Here is a 20,115-nt window from a genome sequence, read left to right on the forward strand (position 1 = left end):
CCCTCAGGTCGCCGTTTTTTTCAGTATCACTTAGCCGCGTTGATCGGCTTTTCCGGATACCACACGTCCAGCAACGGGCTGACTTCAGCCTTGGTCAGCTCGGAACGGGTTTTCAGCCAGGCTTCGACAGCAGCGCGCTGCTCTTCGGAGACCGAGCCACGCTTCTGCAGGCAAACCAGACCGTAGTCATCGCCGCCGACATAGCCCAGACCGTTGGCTTCCATGGCTTCTTTGATGAATGCTTCGAGGAAAGCGTCGATAGCTTCTTCACTCAGGCCTTCTTTGAAGTCCAGGTTCAGTTCGAAACCCAGCTCTTGAAATTCATCAACGCACAGTTTTTTGCGCAGACGCTGGGAACGGTTAGTCGCCATTGGAACAATCCTCATAAGTAATAACGGGCGGCACTTTAGCAGTTTAAGGCGACGATTGCCCGACTCTCTGGGACAGGCGGCAGTTTGCTGTTAAAAAAACGCCGATTACCAGCTATCGTTCAGCTACAAGTGCCTTCACCTTGGGGCATAATGCCGACACTTTCATGACCATTGAGGGAATTTTCTTATTTACCCCTCGCCTTTTTCACCCTCCTCAGCAGTAGGGTTTTACTTCTTATGATCAAATCTTTGCGTCCATTGCTACTCGCCAGTTTTCTTCTGCCACTGGCCTTCTCCACCTCCGCCGCCCCGATCAATAACACCCTGCCCCCGAACGTCCAGCAGGCGCTGGCCAAAGCCAAGCTGCAAAACACTGCGCTGTCCCTGGTGATGATTCCCCTGAACGGCCCCGGCACCCCCACGGTATTCAACGCCGACGTCTCGGTGAACCCGGCCTCTACCATGAAGCTGGTCACCACCTATGCGGCCCTGGAAATGCTCGGTCCCAACCACCAGTGGAAAACCGAGTTCTATACCGACGGCACCCTCAGCGGTGGCGTGTTGCACGGCAACCTGTACCTCAAGGGCGGCGGTGACCCCAAGCTGAACATGGAAAAACTCTGGCTGCTGATGCGCGACCTGCGTGCCAATGGCGTGCAGCAAGTCACCGGCGACCTGGTGCTGGATCGCAGTTTCTTCAACCAGCCGCAGTTGCCGGAATTCAATGATGACGGCAACGACGAGAACAAGCCGTTCCTGGTCAAGCCGGACGCGCTGCTGGTCAACCTCAAGGCCCTGCGCTTTGTGACCCGCAACGATTCGGGCCGCGTAATCGTCTCGGTCGAGCCGCCGATTGCCAGCATCCGCATCGACAATCAGGTCAAGGTTTCCAACGCCAAGCAGTGCACCGGCGACGTGCGCTACAACCCGGTCACAGCCGCCGATGGCAGTGTGACGGTCACCGTCAGCGGCCAATTGGCCGATGGCTGCAGCTCGCAGACTTACCTGTCATTGCTGGACCATGCCACTTACACCGCTGGCGCTGTGCGGGCGATCTGGCAGGAACTGGGCGGCACCATCCAGGGCCGTGATATCCAGGCGCCGGTGCCCAAGGATGCCAAGGTACTGGCCCGCGCGTTTTCGCCGGACCTGGCGGAAATCATCCGCGACATCAATAAATACAGTAACAACACCATGGCCCAGCAATTGTTCCTGAGCCTGGGCGCCCAGTTCCGCAACGATGCCGACGGCGACGATGCCAAGGCCGCGCAACGTGTGGTGCGCCAGTGGCTGGCGAAGAAAGGCATCACCGCGCCACACCTGGTGATGGAGAACGGTTCGGGCCTGTCCCGCGCCGAACGGGTCAGCGCCCGCGAGATGGCCGCCATGCTGCAAGCCGCCTGGAAAAGCCCCTACGCTGCGGAGTACATCAGTTCCATGCCGATTGCTGGCACCGACGGCACCATGCGCAAGCGCTTGAAAACCACCGCCATGCGCGGCGAAGCCCACGTCAAGACCGGTACGTTGAACACCGTGCGCGCCATTGCCGGGTTCAGCCGCGACAATAACGGCAACACCTGGGCGGTGGTCGCGATCCTCAACGATTCGAAGCCGTGGGGCGCTTCGTCGGTGCTGGATCAGGTGCTGCTGGATCTGTACCGCCAGCCAAAACTGGCCGCGCCATCACCGGTGCTCTAGGACATTGTGGAAGGGGGCTTGCCCCCGATGGCGATGGAACAGTCACAGCCCTGTTGACTGACACTCCGCCATCGGCAGACCTCCGCTCACATGCCCCTCAAGCCCGCACCCTCTCGGCCTCCACCCGGTCCCTGCCTGCCTGCTTGGCCAGATAAACGGCCGAGTCGGCGCGCAACAGCAGCCCATCGATGCCTTCATCCGCGCGCCAACTGGCCACACCAAAGCTGGCAGTGACGATGCCCACCAGTTCCATCGGCACGCTGCGCAGCGACTGCCACAACTCCAGCGCCAGGCTGTAGGCCCGCTCGCCATCCGTGTTGGGGCACAGCACCATGAATTCCTCGCCCCCCAGGCGGCAGAACACATCGGTACGGCGCAGACGCTGACCGATGCGCTTGCACAGCTCCTGCAACACCCCGTCGCCGACCGCATGCCCATGCTGGTCGTTGATGCGCTTGAAGTGATCGATATCGAGCATGATCACCGACAGCGCCCCCGAGGTACGGTTGAGCCTGAGCATCTCGGCCCTGAGGCGATCCTGGAAATAGCGGCGGTTATGGATCCCGGTCAGGGAATCTGTGATGGACAGCGCGCGCAGTTCCTCTTCTACCCGCTTGAGATCGGAAATGTCCGACACATAGCCATGCCACAACGTACCACCGCCCGGTAACTCTTCCGGAGTGGCCTCGCCGCGAATCCAGCGCAGGCCCCGTTGCGGCAACAGCACCCGATACTCTTCGCGCCAATGGCTCAACTGCAACGCGGACAAACGAATCGACGCCCGCACCCGCTCCACATCCAGCGGGTGGATGCGCTCAAAGACCTTCGTCGCATTCTGTTGCAACGCGCTGACCTCGATTTCATAGATGTCGCGCATGCCATCGCTGGCGTAGATAAAGCGCCACTTATCCTGAGGCTCCAAGGTGAATTGGAAGATGCCGCCGGGCACGTGGGCGCTGAGCTTCTTCAGCAGGCGATCCCGCGCAGCCAGGGCCTCGTAGGCGCGTTTTTGCTCGGTGACATCCAGGTAAATGGCCAAGTGACCGATCCACAGGCCATGGTCATCCAGCAGCACGGTGGCCAGCATGTTCACGATCAACTGGGTGCCATCCTGGCGGACCAAGGTCCATTCCCGGGCTTCGTGCAGGTTGTCAGGGCTTTCCACCAGCATGGCCTGGCTCGCCGGGATGCGCTTGCCCAAGGTCACGCTCAGGCCGGCGGAGCACGCCTCCAGCTCCAACGCCAAATGCAGGCTCTCCAGGGTCAGCTTGCCCACCACCTGCTCGGCCTTGAACCCCAGCATCTGCTCGGCACCCGCATTAAAGGTGTTAATGACACCACGCAGGTCGGTGGCGATGATCGCCACTTGGGTCGCAGCATTCAGCACGCTGCGCAATTGGCCGTGGGCACCGCGCAGTTCCAGCTCGCGCAGGCGTAACTGCACAGTACGCTGCTCCACCAGCTTCAACGCCCGTTGGCGCTGGCTCACCAGCACATAGAGCAAAGCGCTGAGCAGTACGCTGAGCAAGCCGCCCATGACCAGGATCACGGCCAGCGAGGAATGGTTGGCCTGCTCGAATACCTGGCTCGGGCGCAGGGTCAAGGCGTAGACATGGTCGCCCAGGCTCAGACGCCGTGCGCCCACAAGGTCACTGCTGGCGACGGCATTGCTGGACTCGAAGAGCACTTGCGGTTGCAGGTCGGAGGTGTCGACGATCTGCATCACCAGGTTGTCCCGCTCGGCTTTGGGCAAGCCATCGGCGACCAGCTGGCGCATGCTGATCACCGCCATCACGTAACCGTAGGGCTCATTTTGGGACAGCTCGGAAGTAGGCGCGCGGCTCACCGGCGCGACCAGTAATACGCCAGTGGCATAAGCCGGCTCGACCCCCACCAACTGGATCGGTTGGGACACCGCCAGCTTGCCGCTCTTGTGCGCACGTTCAAGGGCCGAGCGCCGCGGGGGCTGGGCCAGCAGGTCAAAGCCCAGCGGTGCACCCAGCAGGCTTTGGGTCTGGCTGTAGAGCACCGGCGCGTACTCATCACGCTCAGGCGCAGGGGCCAACTCGCCGGATGCATTCAATTCCCGGATGAAAAAAGGCGCTCCGCGCTGGCGGGTCACCTCTTGCTCAAATTGACTGCGCTGCTCGCGAAACACCCGGGGCGCCCAAGAGTAAGCCTGGGCGCGCAGCAACAACGGCTGGGCAAACCCGTCGAACTCTTCACGGGAGACCTCATCGGAATTGACGAAGAATCGCCGCAGGCTGCTCAGGCGTTGCTCCTGGTCCTCGAAACGCTCCTGCAGGCGGGTATACCGCTCGTTGACCAGCAACTGAAAGCGTTGGCGCACCTGCTGCTGATAGAGATCGGAGGCGGCCCAGGCGACGATTGCCGTCAGCGCAAACCCTGCCAATAACACCACCAATGCCACCAGCCAAGCCGACGCCTGCTCACTGATGAAGCCTAGGATTTTCGGGCGGACGGCGTTCAACGGCATAAGCAACACTCAGAACGCCAGTGTGCCGGGGGTGTCACTTTGGCTAGGTGTTAAGTTATAGCGATAGGCCCAGGGTTTGACCAGCGTAAAAAACTGTAGGGGCGAGCTTGCTCGACCCTACAGGGGGAGACTATCAGCGAGCAGTGATTTTCCACGCCCGGTGGATCTTCGCGTTACGCGCAAAATCCGGGTCGATGGTCTTGTCGCTGATCTCTTCGACCGCATAGCGTTCGCTGAGGTTGTCCTCCAGCTGGAACTTGCGGAAGTTGTTCGAGAAGTACAACACGCCACCCGGTGCCAGGCGGGCCATGGCCAGGTCGAGCAACTGCACGTGATCGCGCTGCACGTCGAAGATGCCTTCCATGCGCTTGGAGTTGGAGAAGGTCGGCGGGTCGATGAAGATCATGTCGAACTCATCGCGGCTGGCGTCCAGCCAGGCCATCACATCACCCTGCTCCAGGCGGTTCTTGTCGGAGAAACCATTGAGGGAGAAGTTGCGACGGGCCCAGTCCAGGTAGGTCTTGGACAGGTCGACACTGGTGGTGCTGCGCGCGCCGCCCTTGGCAGCGTGCACACTGGCCGTGGCGGTGTAGCAATACAGGTTGAGGAAACGCTTGCCGGCGGCTTCTTTCTGGATACGCATGCGCATCGGACGATGGTCGAGGAACAGACCGGTGTCCAGGTAGTCGGTGAGGTTGACCAGCAGCTTCACGCCGCCTTCGCTGACCTCGGTGAACTTACCCTGGGCGCTCTGGCGCTCATACTGCTTGGTACCGCTCTGGCGCTCGCGGCGCTTGACCACTACGCGGCTCTTGTCGATGTTCAGCGCCTGGGGAATGGCCGCCAGCGCATCGAACATGCGCGCCGAGGCTTTTTCCGGGTCGATGGATTTCGGCGCGGCGTATTCCTGAACGTGAACCCAATCGTGGTACAGGTCGATGGCCATGGAGTATTCCGGCATATCGGCGTCGTACACGCGGTAGCAATCCACGCCTTCACGCTTGGCCCACTTGCCCAGCAGCTTGAGGTTCTTTTGCAGGCGGTTGGCGAACATCTGCCCGCCTTCACTCAAGCGCGCCTGCTCGACCACGGGGGCCGGGGCGGGCTTGATCGGGTTGCCATTCTTGTTGTACTGGCGTTCTTGCGGCTCGGCCGGGGCCTGGTCGTATACGGCTTGCTCACGTTCGGCCTGGCGCTGTTCCGGGGTACGGCGCTCGCCGGTGACGAATTGATCCGGGTTGACCTTGATCAGCAGCAATTTGCACGGCAACGCGCCGTTCCAGAACGAATACTGCTTGTGGCTGCGGATGCCCATGCGCTTGCCCAGGTCCGGCGCACCGGTGAACACCGCCGCTTCCCAGCCCATGCACGCCTGGCGCAGACGCTCGCCGAGGTTCTGGTAGAGGTACAACAGGCTGGCTTCGTCACCCAAACGCTCGCCGTAGGGCGGGTTGCAGATGACCAAGCCTTTCTGGTTCTGGTCCGGGCGCGGCTCGAAGGTGCCGACTTCGCCCTGGTACACCTTGATCCAATGGCTGAGACCGGCGCGCTCGATGTTGTTGCGTGCAGGCTGGATCAGGCGCGGGTCGGCTTCGTAGCCACGCACCCACAACGGCGGTTTATTCATGCCGATCGCCGCGCGCTCAGTGGCTTCGGCGTGGAGTTTTTTCCACAGTGCCGGGACGTGGCCGAGCCAGGTGGTAAAGCCCCAGAGTTCACGATTCAGGTTCGGCGCCATGTCGGCGGCGATCATCGCGCCTTCGACCAGGAAGGTGCCCACACCGCACATCGGGTCAGTCAGTGCGCCGCCTTCGGCAGCAATGCGCGGCCAGCCGGCACGAATCAGGATCGCAGCCGCGAGGTTTTCCTTCAACGGCGCGGCGCCCTGCTGCAGGCGGTAGCCGCGCTGGTGCAGGCTGTGGCCGGACAGGTCAAGGGACAGGATGGCTTCGCCACGGTCCAGGCGCAGGTGGATGCGCAGGTCCGGGTTGATCTTGTCGATGGACGGGCGTTCGCCGGTCGGGGTGCGCAGCTTGTCGACGATCGCATCCTTGACCTTCAGCGCGCCGAAGTGGGTGTTGTCGATGCCTGAGCCGTGACCGCTGAATTCCACCGCCAGGGTACCGTCAGAGACCATGTGATCGGCCCATTCAATATCCAGCACGCCATGGTAGAGGTCTTCGGCGTCCTTCATCGGGAAGCGCTTGAGCACCAGCAACACGCGGTTGGCCAGGCGCGACCAGAGGCACAGGCGATAGGCGGTTTCCATGTCGGCCATGCCGCGCACGGCCGAGGTGTGCTCGCGGGCTTCCTCAAGGCCAAGCCCGACGGCTTCCTCGATCAGCAGGCCTTCGAGGCCCTTGGGGCAGGTGAGGAAGAGTTCAAAACGGTCCGACATGGGGCATTCCAGGCTTTTCAGCAATAAATGAACGGGCGACGCATCGCCGGCTCGGTTTTCAATCAAGCACTTTTCTTGAAGAGTGCTCGCGTGGCACGAATGTGCCGTCCCACCCCGTCTGCCGGGCCTTTGGGCCTTGATTGACGGGGCAGATCAATAATTTGATGCAACAAAAAGAAATATTCCGACCCTTCGTCGAATAATAACCGACAGCAACAGAAGGACATTCTCACTAAAGGATTAAACCCATCCTCTTTGCAGGGTGCATCATAGCTGGCTTTGCCCAACAAATGGGGCGAAAAGCCATCCCAGCTTATGGCTATAGCATCGTTATCGTTACGTGCTTATGACAAAACGATCATTGAATCCATGTGACCTATTGGTTAGAACTCAACACAGGTTGGCGCCGTAACGACGCCGACACCCAGGCTCGCCACGCCGGCAGCGAGCCCACCAACGGCAGAAAAACTCTGCCCGGCCTCAGACGAGGCCGAAGGATATCAAGACAGTCAACAAGTGAGGGAAACACCCTATGAGAAGACTTAAGCGTGATCCGTTGGAAAGAGCATTTTTACGCGGATATCAATATGGCGTTCATGGCAAATCCCGTGAGCTTTGCCCATTTACTCTACCGTCGGTACGCCAAGCCTGGATCAACGGCTGGCGAGAAGGACGCGGCGACAACTGGGACGGTATGACTGGCACTGCGGGAATCCACAGACTCAACGAACTTCACGCCGTCGGCTAATCAAGGGCATTTAATTCCGACACCACCACGAATATGTAACGACTTAACCACGCACGCCCTATCCAGGCGGCGGGCTTCGGCCCAGGGGCTCCTCTTGAGGAGCCCTTTTTATTGGCCTGAGAACAATGAAGACTACCGTAGGAGCGAGCTTGCTCGCGCCTACACGCGTAAGGCAGCAATCGCATCCACTGACTGGCGGATCAACGCCGGGCCTTTGTAAATAAACCCCGAGTACAACTGCACCAGGCTGGCACCCGCAGCAATCTTCTCGGCTGCATGCTTGCCCTCGGTGATGCCGCCGACCGCGATGATCGGCAAACGCCCGGCCAGCTCAGCGGCCAGCACCTTGACGATGTGGGTGCTCTTGTCACGCACCGGCGCGCCCGACAGGCCACCCGCTTCATCGCCATGGGCCAAGCCTTCGACGCCGACACGGCTGAGGGTGGTGTTGGTCGCGATGACCGCATCCATGCCCGAATCCACCAGGGCCTGGGCCACCAACACGGTTTCTTCGTCACTCATGTCCGGGGCAATCTTGATTGCCAGCGGCACACGCTTGCCATGGCGCACGGCCAGGTCTTCCTGGCGCTGGCGCAGGGCTTCGAGCAGTTGCTTGAGCGAATCGCCGAACTGCAGGCTGCGCAGGCCTGGGGTGTTGGGCGAGCTGACGTTGACGGTGATATAGCTGGCGTGGGCGTAGACCTTGTCCAGGCAGATCAGGTAGTCATCCACCGCGCGTTCGACCGGGGTGTCGAAATTCTTGCCGATATTGATGCCCAGGATGCCCCTGTACTTCGCCGCCTCGACACGCGACAGCAGGTGATCGACGCCGAGGTTGTTGAACCCCATGCGATTGATGATCGCCTCGGCTTCCGGCAGGCGGAAGATTCGCGGCTTGGGGTTACCCGGCTGCGGTCGCGGCGTCACGGTGCCGATCTCCACAAAACCGAAACCCAGTTGCGCGAAGCCATCAATGGCCGCGCCGTTCTTGTCCAGGCCGGCGGCCAATCCGACCGGGTTGGGAAAGTCGAGCCCCATCACTGACACCGGCATTTTTGCCGGTGCCTTGCATACCAGGCCATTGAGCCCCAGGCGGCCACCGGCGCCGATCAGGTCCAGGGACAGATCGTGGGAGGTTTCCGGGGAAAGTTTGAACAACAGCTGGCGGGCCAGGGTATACATGGGCGGGCTAGACTCGGATGGCGGCGAAAGGTGGCGGCGATTATAGCCGGGGTGACGGGGTGCACGCGAGGCGTGCCGCCCAAACGTCAGCAGCGCCGCTGTACCAAGGCCTCATAACGTGCCCCGAATTTTCCTGCATAGCGCATGCGTCGCGCTGAGCGCCGGGGCCAGCGTCCCAGGAACTTACCGCCGTCCAGTTAATGAATACGATTAATCTCAGCCTGCCTCAGAAACTAGCCATGACTGACCTGGCCACAGGCCGAACACACATGCTGCACGGCATCCAAAGGCGCGGGCAGATGCCGCTCAATCTTCACCGGGCATGTAAAGCGATACCCCCGACCGTAGATAGTCTTGATAAACCCCTTGTCAGCTCCAAGCTGCTTGCGCAGTGAGTAAATGCAACGGGTCAGCGATTCCTCGGCGACCTCTCCCTGGGGCCAGGCCTGCTCCAACAAACGATCCTTAGTCATCAGTACGCCGCCAGAAACCAGCAGCAGCCGCAAAACATGCAACTCCTTGGGCGGCAACTGAACATCGCTGCCTTTGCCGGTCAGGCGACCATCACCATGAAGTGTCCACTGGGAAAAAAGCAGGGAAGTCGCAGTCACCCCATCATTCAAGACGGCCATATCTACCTCGGCATCCGACTACTGACATTGAAGTCCCTATTTCCAGTACTGGCTCTTGCGCCCACGTCATGACTATAAAAAACCGTCGTGCAGCCCACGCTAGGAAAAACCCCATACAGCCAGCGCTTTTTAGCAACACCCTGTAAGACACTTCACGATCATCCGTCAGACGTCCCCATTTAGATAAACCTCATGCCACTCACCCCCAACCGCCTGGGCTGACACCTTATTCACGGAGAGCGATCCGGGTTTACAAACGCACGTTGCACACGCTCGTATTGCGCCGCACTCAACGGCGGTGCGCCAACCCCTGTGGCCAAATCCTTCGATTCGCTACCCACTGCCCGGGCCTGGAACACAAACAGGCGAACCTTGCTCGGGCCAACTGAGCCGATACCGCGTACCGGCTCATGTGACTCACGGCTAAACGCCCCCAGCCACAGGCGCTTGCCCTGCGGCACTCGCACCACGCTGCTGACACTCACGCGCCCGACCGCTGATGGTTTGCCGTGCTGCCCTGCCTGGCTCAGTTGGCGACCATCCTCGACGTGGAGAAGCATCTCGATCTGATTCGCTTCGGCAAAACGTGGCAGCACACTGACCTGGGAGCCGTACTGCACGGGCTTCCAATCCGCTGACTCATCGCCGGGCGCCGGCAGATAGAAGGTGTGGTTATCCTGAAACACTGCCGGCACATTCTCCTGACTGAGAATCACCGGCAATGTCATCACCCTCGCCCGCCGCCGCCGCTCCAGCATGGCAATCTTCGCCATCAGACGGTTATCGTCCACCGGTTCCAGAATTCGTGTGGCTTGCACCTTCGCTTCCGTGTCCCAGGCAGGGTCGAGTTTTTTCAGTTCGTCACGCTCCAGGTCCACCATCCATAGCGAGACTTCGATAGACCGCTTGGGCGTGTCCAACTCAGCCACCAGGCGCTCGATGAAACTCAGTTGCTCAGGCTCCCCCTTAAGCAACAGGCTGTTGGTGTCCGGGTAGGCGATCACCACCAGGTTCTTGTCAGCCAGCGGCCCATTCTGTTCAGACGCCAGCACGGTTTCGATCATCGACGCGATTCCCGGCACCGTGACCTTTTCGTCGCCTATGGTGTACCCGCGGTCTGCCACATGGGTGTTGAGTACCTGAACGACAGCAAACGCCTGGCTGCCTAAGTGCAACTCAGCACGCTCGCGGTCCATTAATTCGGCCAGGCGCAAAACCTGATCGACATAATGAGGTGGCCCGGACACATCAAATGTCCGGGGCCCGATGACGCTCAGGGGGTAGCGCGTTTCATCAAGGCCCGAGCGGCGCATGAGCTCACGAAACCGCTCGACGGAAATATGCCGCAGCGCCACCTGCGAACTTTTTGCCTCGCTGACGCTGTAAAGGTAGAGCGCCTGCCGATCGCTGTACCAGATCAAGCCGTATTGCAATGCCAGCGTCTCCAGGGCGTGTTGCGGCGTAGCGAGGTCAATGACCTCACTGACGCGGATGCGCGCCACTTCACCGCTCACAACGATGGGCAGGCCCATCGGCACGGACAAGGCGGTGAAGACGGTCTGCAGGCGCTCGTCCTGCGCCTGGTAGGTCTCGCCCTGGGCACCGGCACTTCCTGGCATCAGCGTGACAAGCAGCAGCCAGAAGCAGGCAGTGGTTACGGAAAAGTGAGCGTACACCGTGGATATCCTGGGCGGTCTGGCAGTAAGAGGCGGCCATACTGAGAGGCAGCCCTTTTTCAATCTTGATGGAAAGTTGACGGCTGACTGCGCCTGCCGGACCGTGGCATGTGCCTTGCTTTGCACTTTCTATAAAGCGCGCACCAACGGCGGAGCGAGCTTACGGACAAAGGCGTCGTTACCCGCAATGGCCTTGCATCGCCATCTGAGGGAACGACGCTTTTTTTTGAAAGAAAAGGTAGGTGTTGATGAACGATTCGGTTGGCAACAGCCCGGTGAACGACCCGCTGGCGTGGGTCAACGGCAGTGATGCCCCGGAGAAAAGCAGCCTTGACCTGGGGTTCATGGCCTTAAGCGACTGCGCCTCCTTGGTGGTGGCGGCGACCCAGGGTTTCGCTCAACCCTATGGACTGACCCTGAACCTCAAGCGCCAATCCTCATGGGCCAACCTACGGGACAAACTGGTCAGCGGCGAACTGGACGCCGCCCACAGTCTGTACGGGTTGATCTATGCCGTGCACCTGGGCATCGGCGGGGTCGTGCCTACCGACATGGCAGTCTTGATGGGGCTGAACCAGAACGGTCAAAGCATCAACCTGTCCCACAGCCTGCAACAGCAGGGAGTGGTCACTCCTGAGGCGCTGGACCGCCACGTGCACCAAAGCCGAACAAAACTGACCTTCGCCCAGACCTTTCCCACCGGCACCCATGCCCTGTGGTTGTATTACTGGCTGGCGAGCCAGGGCATTCATCCGCTACAGGATGTCGACAGCGTCGTGGTACCGCCGCCACAAATGGTTGCTCACCTGCAAGCCGGGCGTATCGACGGTTTTTGCGTCGGTGAACCCTGGAGTGCCAGCGCGGTAGCGCAAAACCAGGGCTTTACCCTGGCAACCACTCAGGCGATCTGGCCGAATCATCCGGAAAAGGTACTCGGCTGCACCCAGGCCTTCGTCGACCAATACCCCAACACCGCCCGCGTATTGGTAATGGCCATCCTGGAAGCCAGCCGGTTTATTGAAGAAAGTACCGAAAATCGCCGTTCTACCGCGCAATTGCTCAGCGGCCGCGAATACCTCGACGCGCCGCTCGACTGCATTGAACCCCGCCTGCTGGGCGCCTATGACGACGGCCTGGGCAATCACTGGCAGGATCCCCATGCCTTGCGTTTTTTTGCCGACGGCGAAGTGAACCTGCCGTACCTCTCCGATGGCATGTGGTTCATGACCCAGTTCCGGCGCTGGGGCCTGCTGCGCGACGACCCTGACTATTTGGGTGTGGCCCGCCAGGTCCAGCAACTGGCACTGTATCGTCAGGCGGCCGATGCCTTGGGCATTGCTGCGCAACGCCAGGACATGCGCAGCAGCCAACTGATCGACGGCAAGGTCTGGGACGGCTCGGACCCCATCGGCTACGCCCGCAGCTTCCGCCTGCATGCCCTGGCCGATCACACTCATCGCCAAGCCTTGCGCTGACAGGAGCACATGTATGCTGCGAATCCTGTTGATCAACGACACACCGCGCAAAGTCGGGCGTTTGCGCGCAGCGCTGATCGAGGCCGGCTTCGAGGTGATCGATGAGTCCGGCCTGACCATCGACCTGCCGGCGCGCGTCGAAACGGTGCGCCCGGACGTCATCCTGATCGATACCGAGTCACCCGGCCGCGATGTGATGGAACAAGTGGTGCTGGTCAGCCGCGACCAGCCCCGGCCCATCGTGATGTTTACCGACGAGCACGACCCGAATGTGATGCGCCAGGCGATCAAGTCCGGCGTCAGCGCCTATATCGTTGAAGGCATTCAAGCCCAGCGCCTGCAACCGATCCTCGACGTGGCCATGGCCCGCTTCGAGAGCGACCAGGCCTTGCGCGCCCAGCTGCAAGCGCGGGACCAGCAGTTGGCCGAGCGCAAGCGCATCGAGCTGGCCAAGGGCATGCTGATGAAAATGAAGGCCTGCAATGAGGAAGAGGCCTACACCCTGATGCGCCGCCAGGCCATGAGCCGCCAGCAGAAACTGATCCAGGTGGCAGAGCAGATTATCGCCATGAGTGAATTGCTCGGATGAACCCGGTAGATGCGGTCTTATCCAACACCACTACGGTCAGCGTGTTGGCGCAGGACTTGCTAAGTAATCATTACAGGTAACCAACGGCGGTTGCCCCTTCCACGACAAAGACGTCGCACACCCGGTTTGCCCTCGCGAACCCGGTGGCGGCGTTTTTTTGTTTTGGCCCCCGTAGCACGGGGCCGGTGGGGCGGCCCCAGCCGGCGGCTCCATCACCAGGCCTTCTTACAAGACTCCCAACCGTTGAGGTGCGTGATGAAATCAAGCTTCTGGAAATCCGGGCACACCCCGACCCTGTTTGCCGCGTTCCTGTATTTCGACCTGAGCTTCATGGTCTGGTATTTGTTGGGCCCCCTGGCGGTGCAGATCGCCGCCGACCTGCACCTGACCACCCAGCAACGCGGCCTGATGGTGGCGACACCGATCCTGGCCGGTGCGGTATTGCGCTTCCTGATGGGCATGCTGGCGGACAAGCTGTCGCCCAAGACCGCCGGGCTGATCGGCCAGGTGATTGTGATCGTCGCATTATTCGGCGCCTGGAAACTGGGGATTCACAGCTACGAACAAGCCTTGTTGCTGGGACTGTTCCTCGGCATGGCCGGCGCATCCTTCGCGGTGGCGCTGCCGCTGGCATCCCAATGGTACCCGGCCGAACACCAGGGCAAGGCCATGGGCATCGCCGGGGCCGGTAACTCGGGCACGGTGTTCGCGGCCCTGCTGGCCCCCGTGTTGGCGGCGGCGTTTGGCTGGAGCAACGTGTTCGGCTTCGCACTGATTCCGTTGATCCTGACCCTGATCGTCTTCGCCTGGCTGGCGCGCAACGCGCCCGAGCGGCCTAAAGCCAAGTCCATGGCCGATTACTTCAAGGCCCTGGGCGACCGCGACAGCTGGTGGTTCATGTTTTTCTACAGCGTGACCTTCGGCGGTTTTATCGGCCTGGCCAGCGCCCTGCCCGGCTATTTCAACGACCAATACGGCCTGAGCCCCATGACTGCCGGCTACTACACCGCCGCCTGCGTGTTCGGTGGCAGCCTGATGCGCCCATTGGGCGGAGCATTGGCCGACCGTTTCGGCGGGATCCGCACCCTGCTCGGCATGTACAGCGTGGCAGCGATCTGCATTGCGGCGGTGGGGTTCAACCTGCCCAGTTCCTATGCCGCACTGGCCCTCTTCGTCTGCACCATGCTCGGCCTGGGCGCGGGCAATGGTGCGGTGTTCCAGTTGGTGCCACAGCGTTTTCGGCGTGAGATCGGCGTGATGACCGGCTTGATCGGCATGGCCGGCGGTATCGGCGGTTTTGCCCTGGCGGCAGGCATGGGCGCGATCAAGCAAAGCACCGGTAGCTATCAGTTGGCCTTGTGGTTGTTCGCCAGCCTGGGCGTACTGGCCTGGTTCGGCCTGCACGGCGTCAAACGTCGCTGGAGAACCACCTGGGGTTCGGCGGCAGTGACCGCCGCACGCGTCTGATGAGTCTGCAACTGAGCGTCGCCCATGCCAGCGCCATCGGCCCACGGGCGGAAAACCAGGATGCACTGCGGGTCGTCACCCCCGCAGCGGAACTGGCGGCGAGCAAAGGCTACCTGTGCGCCATGGCCGACGGTGTGAGCCAGTGCGCCGACGGCGGCCTGGCCGCACGCTCGACCTTGCAGGCCCTGGCCCTGGATTACTACGCCACGCCGCAAACCTGGGGGGTGGCACAGGCATTGGAGCGTTTGCTGCTGGCGCAAAATCGCTGGTTGCAGGCCAATGGCGGCGGCCAGCCGTTGCTGACCACCCTCAGTGCCTTGGTATTTCGCGGCCAGCGCTTCACCCTGGCCCATGTCGGTGATTGCCGGGTGTATCGCTGGCTGGACGGTGAGTTGCAGCGCATCAGTGAAGATCACGTGTGGGAACAGCCAGGCATGCAGCATGTGCTCAAACGTGCCCTCGGCCTGGATCAGCACCTGGTGCTGGATTTTCTCGACGGCCAATTGCGCCAAGGTGAGTGCTTCCTGCTGCTCAGCGATGGCGTCTGGGCCACGCTGGGCGATCACAGCATCAGCGCGATCCTGCGCGAACAAACCGACCTGGACTTGGCGGTAACCACACTGGTCAGCGCCGCACACCTGGCGGGCAGCCAGGACAATGCCAGCGCCTTGCTGGTGCGCGTCGACACACTCGGCGCCGCCACGCTCGGCGACGCCCTGGTGCAATTGCAGCAATGGCCCTTGCCACCGCTGCTGAAATCCGGGCAACGCTTTGAAGGCTGGCAGGTGGACGCCGTGGTGGCGCAAAGCAGGCAGTCATTGCTGTACCGGGTGCGCGATGCCCAACAGCAACCCTGGCTGCTGAAAACCCTGCCACTGAGCCGCGACGACGACAGCGACGCCGGCCAGGCATTACTGTCGGAAGAGTGGTTTCTGCGGCGGGTAGCCGGGCGCGCATTTCCTGAAGTGCATGCCGCCAGCGGGCGCCAGCACTTGTACTACGTGATGCGTGAATACCCAGGGCAAACCCTGGCCGATCTGTTCCAGCACCAGGGCCCATTGCCGCTGGCGCAATGGCAGTCCGTGGCCGAGCGTTTGCTGCGCGCAGTGGGCATGCTGCATCGACGGCAGATCCTGCACCGCGACATCAAGCCAGAAAACCTGCTGCTGGGGGATGACGGTGAATTGCGCGTGCTGGATTTCGGTCTGGCCTACTGCCCCGGTCTTTCAGAGGACCGTGCCCATGTACTGCCCGGCACCCCGAGCTTTATCGCACCCGAAGCGTTCAATGGCGACCGTCCCACAGCCCAACAGGATTTGTACAGCGTGGGTGTCACCTTGTATTACCTGTTGACCGGGCATTACCCCTACGGGGAAATCGAAGCCTTCCAACGGCCTCGCTTTGCCCAAGCGGTCAGCGCCAGCCGCTATCGCCCGGATCTCCCGGATTGGCTGCCCCTGAGCCTGGAACGGGCCGTGGCCGCACAGCCGGCGCATCGCTACGAAACCGCCGAGGAATGGCTGCGGGTGCTTGAACAGGCTGACCGCCAGGAACTGAGCATCCGCCCCAGGCCCCTGCTGGAGCGCGAACCGTTGAAGGTCTGGCGCACCTTGGGGCTGGTCTCGATGCTGATCAATCTGATTCTTCTGTATTCACTCTTTCACAGCTGACGTCAGCTCTCGACGAGGAAAAACCCATGAACGCAAAAGTCTGGCTGGTGGGCGCGGGCCCTGGCGACCCGGAGTTGTTGACGCTCAAGGCTGTACGGGCCATGCACGAAGCCGACGTGGTGCTGATCGATGATTTGGTCAACCCGGCGGTGCTGGAGCATTGCGCCAAGGCGCGAGTGATCACGGTCGGCAAACGCGGCGGCTGCCGCTCGACCCCGCAGGCGTTTATCCACCGCCTGATGTTGCGTTACGCCCGCCAAGGCAAGTGCGTGGTGCGGCTAAAGGGTGGCGACCCGTGCATTTTCGGGCGCGGCGGCGAAGAGGCGATGTGGCTGCGTGAGCGCGGTGTCGAGGTGGAGTTGGTCAACGGGATTACCGCCGGGCTGGCGGGCGCAACGAATTGCGCAATTCCACTGACGTTGCGCGGTGTCAGCCGCGGTGTGACCCTGGTCACGGCCCACACCCAGGATGACAGCAGCCTTAATTGGCGCGCGCTGGCGGAAGGCGGGACGACATTGGTGGTGTATATGGGAGTGGCCAAGCTAGAGGAAATTCGCCAGCAATTGCTGGAAGGTGGGATGGCAGCAAATATGCCGGTGGCGATGATCGAAAACGCATCACTGCCCCAGCAGCGCGAATGCCGCAGTGAGCTGTCGCGGATGCATGAAGACGCACAGGCATTTGCCTTGAAGAGCCCGGCGATTCTGGTGATCGGCCATGTGGCGGACGCCGAACAGACGGCGTGTGTCGCTACCGCAGTCAGTGCCTGATACAAATTCCAGGCGAAAAAAAACCCGGCCGAAGCCGGGTTTTTTCTACATCTCAGTAATTACTGAGCGGTAGCTTCAACCGACGCTTCTACGCGACGGTTAACAGCACGACCAGCTTCAGTTGCGTTGTCAGCAACTGGGCGGGATTCGCCGTAACCTACAGCAGTTACACGGCTAGGAGCCACGCCGTCTTTAACCAGGACTTGCTTAACAGCGTCAGCACGACGCTGGGACAGCTTCTGGTTGTAAGCGTCTGGACCTACGGAGTCAGTGTGACCAGCAACTTCTACGTTGGTAGCTGGGTACTGAGCCATGAAGTCGGCCAGGTTTTTCACGTCGCCGTAGCTGTTAGGCTTAACAACGGCCTTGTCGAAGTCGAACTTAACGTCCAGCTCAACACGAACAACCTGAGCAACTGGAGCTTCTGGCTCTGGAGTTGGCTCTGGAGCTGGTGCTGGGGTAGGAGCTGGAGCAACTGCGCCAGCGTTACCGCCGAAGTTCACGCCCAGGCCGACCAGTGCGGAGTAATCCCACTTGCCGTTGTCCAGACCGTAGTCAGCTTCAACACCGGCACGAGCGTACAGGTTGTTGGTGAAGTAGTACTTCACGCCAGTACCAACGGTAGCGAAAGTAGTCTGGTCGCGACCGCTGTGGCCGTCAGCCAGTACGTTGGTACGGCTCTGGTGACCGAAACCGCCTTCTACGTATGGACGCAGGCTGTCAACGCCAGCTTGACCGAAGTGATACTGGGCAACCAGGCTGCCGGTATCGCCTTTGATCTTCTGGTTACCAGTACCGTCGTTCGAACGGGTGTGGTTAGTCTTGTCATACGACAGGTTCAAGGACAGGTCGTCGGTCAGGAAGTAACCGATGCGAGCGCCAGGATTGTAGCCGTCTTCGATGTGCTTAACGCTATCGTTGAACTGCTTTTTGTAGAACAGCTCGCCTTCAACTGCGCCTTGGCCTTGTGCCAGCGCGCCGAAAGAAGTAGCGGCAATAAGAGTACCAATGGCCAAGCCCAAGGTGTTTTTCAGTTTCATCCGTTAAATCCCCATCTGGTGATTGTAAAGCAGTCCCACAAACCGGGGGACAACTCGGCGACAAGTCTAACAGAACTTGCCTACACGTAAGAGATATTTGCCACGCACTAAGTTTCAGTCTCGTCCGCAAATTTCTCACGTAATTTATCAAGAGCACGTTTGTAACGCATTTTTGTAGCACTCAAACCCATGTGCATGATGTCAGCGATTTCCTGGAATTCCAGCTCTGCGACAAATCGTAGCACCAGAATTTCTCGGTCAATCGGGTTCACATACACCAGCCAGCGATCGAGTCCGCCCTTATCCTCGGGTGTCGGCGCCTTTTCTTCAGACGCTTCCTCAAGGGGGTCCAGACTCAAAGCGTCCATCAAGCGACGCTTTCGCCGTTCCTTCCGATACTGCGTGATGCACTCGTTGTAGGTGATGCTGTAGAGCCAGGTCTTGAACTTCGATTTGCCCTCGAAGTTCTTCAGGCCGTACAACACCTTGAGCATCACTTCCTGACAGACATCGTCCGCATCTCTATCGTTCCCTAAATACCTTGAACAAACGTTGAACAGAGTGCGTTGATATCTGCGCATCAATTCTTCGTACGCGCGAGTTACGTGAAACAGCTCCGTGTGCGAGCGCGCGACCAACTCCTCATCAGAGAGCTCACGGGGGTCATAGCGCGTGGACAGCGTTTGGGCTTTATTCAAAACAAGTCGTGCCGACAGTCAGGTCAATGTCCGCTACAGCCCGGTCAGCCGGGTTTGCGGCGGCGTACATTAGCAGGATTTGCCGGGTTAGCGGCTACTGACCTGCTGCTCCAGGAGAATCCGATTGGACAACGACACCAGGTCGCCGTCATCGGTCAGCACCGTTGTCTTGACTGTGCCAATCTCCTCGATTTGCCCTTCGACCTCGCCCACACGCACCTGTTGCCCAACCTGATACAACTCACGCACATAGATTCCCGCAAGAATCTGGCCGGCAATTTCCCGGCTTCCCAAGCCCATGGCCAGCGCAACGGCCAGACCAACGGTAATCAAAACGATCACAATCACGTGGTTGAGCAGGTCAGTCTTGACCTCCAACTGGCTGATCGCGACCGAAATACTGATGATGATCACCAGCCCCTGGGCAATTCGCCCCAGGCCAGCGGCATAGTCCAATCCCACACCTTCGGCGGCGCCGCGCACCAGCCCATTGGCCAATTGTGCAAGCAAAACGCCTACGAGAAGCACCAGCGCGCCACCGAAAACCTTCGGCAAATACAGCGCCAGCATGTCGAGCGTAGCTGAAACTCGCTCAAGTCCAAGGGATTGCGCCGCAGAAACCAGAAATATCAGCAAAACAAACCAGTAGACGATCTTGCCGATCAACGTGGAGATCGGCACTTGCAGCCCGGCGCGCCCCAGCAGCTTGGTCAGGCCAGTGCCGGCCATCAGGCGGTCAAGACCCAGTTTTGCGAGCAATTTGGACAGCAGGGTGTCGAGCAGCTTGGCCACGACAAAGCCCAGCAACACCAGTACCAGGGCACCAAACAGGTTGGGAATGAAATTCGCCACCTTGGTCCACAATGCGGTCATCGCGGTGACCAGGCTCTGGGTCCAGAGATCAAGTTCCATATTCAATCAGCCTTATCAGCAGTGCGAGCAAGGGGTTTACGACGGGAAACAGGCGATACGTGCGCAGAACCATTGTTCAGGGCCATCATCAACGCTGGCACCCAGCGGCCGAGCAGACCGAACAGGTCACCCGCGCCCACCTGACGGTTAGCGGTTTTCAACACGCGGCCCAGGCAGGCATCGTCGTCACGGTTGGACGGCGAGGCATTGAGCATGTCACGTAAAGACTGTTCGAACGGATCGTGCATAAAGACCTCTCGCAAGTGTTTTAAAAGACGAGGGTAAAATTCTT

General features: G+C 60.4%; 17 protein-coding genes. 7 read left to right on the plus strand and 10 right to left on the minus strand.

What is annotated here, in order from left to right:
• Positions 1-26: 26 nt before the first annotated feature.
• Positions 27-371 (minus strand): YggL family protein, encoded by a 345-nt coding sequence (locus tag J1G35_RS13170; protein ID WP_010208515.1) that lies wholly within the window; start codon positions 369-371, stop codon positions 27-29.
• Between the two features lie 237 nt (positions 372-608).
• Here J1G35_RS13170 and dacB point away from each other — a divergent pair, with 237 nt between their 5' ends.
• The gene (gene dacB / locus J1G35_RS13175) at positions 609-2,069 is read left to right on the plus strand and encodes a D-alanyl-D-alanine carboxypeptidase/D-alanyl-D-alanine-endopeptidase (RefSeq protein ID WP_053132810.1); all 1,461 of its coding nucleotides are present in this window, start codon (positions 609-611) and stop codon (positions 2,067-2,069) included.
• Positions 2,070-2,166: 97 nt separating this feature from the next.
• On the opposite strand, the gene J1G35_RS13180 is transcribed toward dacB, so the two are convergent.
• Together J1G35_RS13180 and rlmKL are read right to left on the minus strand one after the other, a co-directional pair.
• Positions 2,167-4,566 carry a diguanylate cyclase gene (locus J1G35_RS13180; protein WP_223015171.1) on the minus strand — a complete coding sequence of 800 codons (2,400 nt, stop codon included), beginning with the start codon at positions 4,564-4,566 and terminating at the stop codon, positions 2,167-2,169.
• A 133-nt stretch (positions 4,567-4,699) separates the two neighbouring features.
• On the minus strand, positions 4,700-6,964 hold the full coding sequence (gene rlmKL / locus J1G35_RS13185) for a bifunctional 23S rRNA (guanine(2069)-N(7))-methyltransferase RlmK/23S rRNA (guanine(2445)-N(2))-methyltransferase RlmL (protein WP_141155776.1): 2,265 nt from the start codon (positions 6,962-6,964) through the stop codon (positions 4,700-4,702).
• Positions 6,965-7,496: 532 nt separating this feature from the next.
• On the opposite strand from rlmKL, the gene J1G35_RS13190 reads away from it, so the two are divergent.
• Positions 7,497-7,712 (plus strand): ribosome modulation factor, encoded by a 216-nt coding sequence (locus J1G35_RS13190; protein WP_002553055.1) that lies wholly within the window; start codon positions 7,497-7,499, stop codon positions 7,710-7,712.
• A 159-nt stretch (positions 7,713-7,871) separates the two neighbouring features.
• Here J1G35_RS13190 and J1G35_RS13195 read toward each other — a convergent pair whose 3' ends face one another.
• The 3 genes from J1G35_RS13195 to sctC all read right to left on the minus strand — a co-directional run bounded on the left by J1G35_RS13195 (position 7,872) and on the right by sctC (position 11,145).
• Positions 7,872-8,894: a quinone-dependent dihydroorotate dehydrogenase gene (locus tag J1G35_RS13195; RefSeq protein WP_223015172.1), complete on the minus strand. Its 1,023-nt coding sequence runs from the start codon at positions 8,892-8,894 to the stop codon at positions 7,872-7,874.
• 233 nt (positions 8,895-9,127) lie between these two features.
• A complete protein-coding gene (locus J1G35_RS13200; protein WP_053132798.1) occupies positions 9,128-9,526 on the minus strand; it encodes a winged helix-turn-helix domain-containing protein in 399 nt (132 codons plus the stop codon).
• Positions 9,527-9,756: 230 nt separating this feature from the next.
• On the minus strand, positions 9,757-11,145 hold the full coding sequence (gene sctC / locus J1G35_RS13205) for a type III secretion system outer membrane ring subunit SctC (protein WP_223015195.1): 1,389 nt from the start codon (positions 11,143-11,145) through the stop codon (positions 9,757-9,759).
• Between the two features lie 305 nt (positions 11,146-11,450).
• Between sctC and J1G35_RS13210 the strand changes: the two genes are divergently transcribed.
• The 5 genes from J1G35_RS13210 (at position 11,451) to cobA (ending at position 17,173) form a co-directional block, all read left to right on the plus strand.
• Positions 11,451-12,677, plus strand: coding sequence for a CmpA/NrtA family ABC transporter substrate-binding protein (locus J1G35_RS13210; RefSeq protein ID WP_053132791.1), 1,227 nt, complete (start codon positions 11,451-11,453; stop codon positions 12,675-12,677).
• 13 nt (positions 12,678-12,690) lie between these two features.
• Positions 12,691-13,266, plus strand: coding sequence for an ANTAR domain-containing protein (locus J1G35_RS13215; RefSeq protein ID WP_053132788.1), 576 nt, complete (start codon positions 12,691-12,693; stop codon positions 13,264-13,266).
• Positions 13,267-13,521: 255 nt separating this feature from the next.
• The gene (locus tag J1G35_RS13220) at positions 13,522-14,733 is read left to right on the plus strand and encodes a nitrate/nitrite transporter (protein WP_053132785.1); all 1,212 of its coding nucleotides are present in this window, start codon (positions 13,522-13,524) and stop codon (positions 14,731-14,733) included.
• The gene (locus tag J1G35_RS13225) at positions 14,733-16,403 is read left to right on the plus strand and encodes a bifunctional protein-serine/threonine kinase/phosphatase (protein ID WP_223015173.1); all 1,671 of its coding nucleotides are present in this window, start codon (positions 14,733-14,735) and stop codon (positions 16,401-16,403) included. Before J1G35_RS13220 ends, J1G35_RS13225 begins: the two co-directional genes overlap by 1 nt.
• A gap of 26 nt (positions 16,404-16,429) precedes the next feature.
• On the plus strand, positions 16,430-17,173 hold the full coding sequence (gene cobA / locus J1G35_RS13230; RefSeq protein ID WP_053132779.1) for a uroporphyrinogen-III C-methyltransferase: 744 nt from the start codon (positions 16,430-16,432) through the stop codon (positions 17,171-17,173).
• 59 nt (positions 17,174-17,232) lie between these two features.
• Here the strand turns inward: cobA and J1G35_RS13235 are convergent, their stop codons facing one another.
• The 4 genes from J1G35_RS13235 to J1G35_RS13250 form a co-directional block, all read right to left on the minus strand.
• The gene (locus J1G35_RS13235; RefSeq protein ID WP_053132775.1) at positions 17,233-18,213 is read right to left on the minus strand and encodes an OmpA family protein; all 981 of its coding nucleotides are present in this window, start codon (positions 18,211-18,213) and stop codon (positions 17,233-17,235) included.
• 107 nt (positions 18,214-18,320) lie between these two features.
• Entirely contained in the window at positions 18,321-18,911 is a 591-nt protein-coding gene (gene sigX / locus J1G35_RS13240; RefSeq protein WP_053132772.1) for an RNA polymerase sigma factor SigX, read from the minus strand.
• A gap of 87 nt (positions 18,912-18,998) precedes the next feature.
• On the minus strand, positions 18,999-19,823 hold the full coding sequence (locus tag J1G35_RS13245; RefSeq protein ID WP_003175519.1) for a mechanosensitive ion channel domain-containing protein: 825 nt from the start codon (positions 19,821-19,823) through the stop codon (positions 18,999-19,001).
• Between the two features lie 2 nt (positions 19,824-19,825).
• The gene (locus J1G35_RS13250; protein ID WP_025854229.1) at positions 19,826-20,071 is read right to left on the minus strand and encodes a hypothetical protein; all 246 of its coding nucleotides are present in this window, start codon (positions 20,069-20,071) and stop codon (positions 19,826-19,828) included.
• Between the last annotated feature and the right edge of the window lie 44 nt (positions 20,072-20,115).

This window comes from Pseudomonas sp. SH10-3B (assembly GCF_019891415.1).
GTDB lineage: Bacteria > Pseudomonadota > Gammaproteobacteria > Pseudomonadales > Pseudomonadaceae > Aquipseudomonas.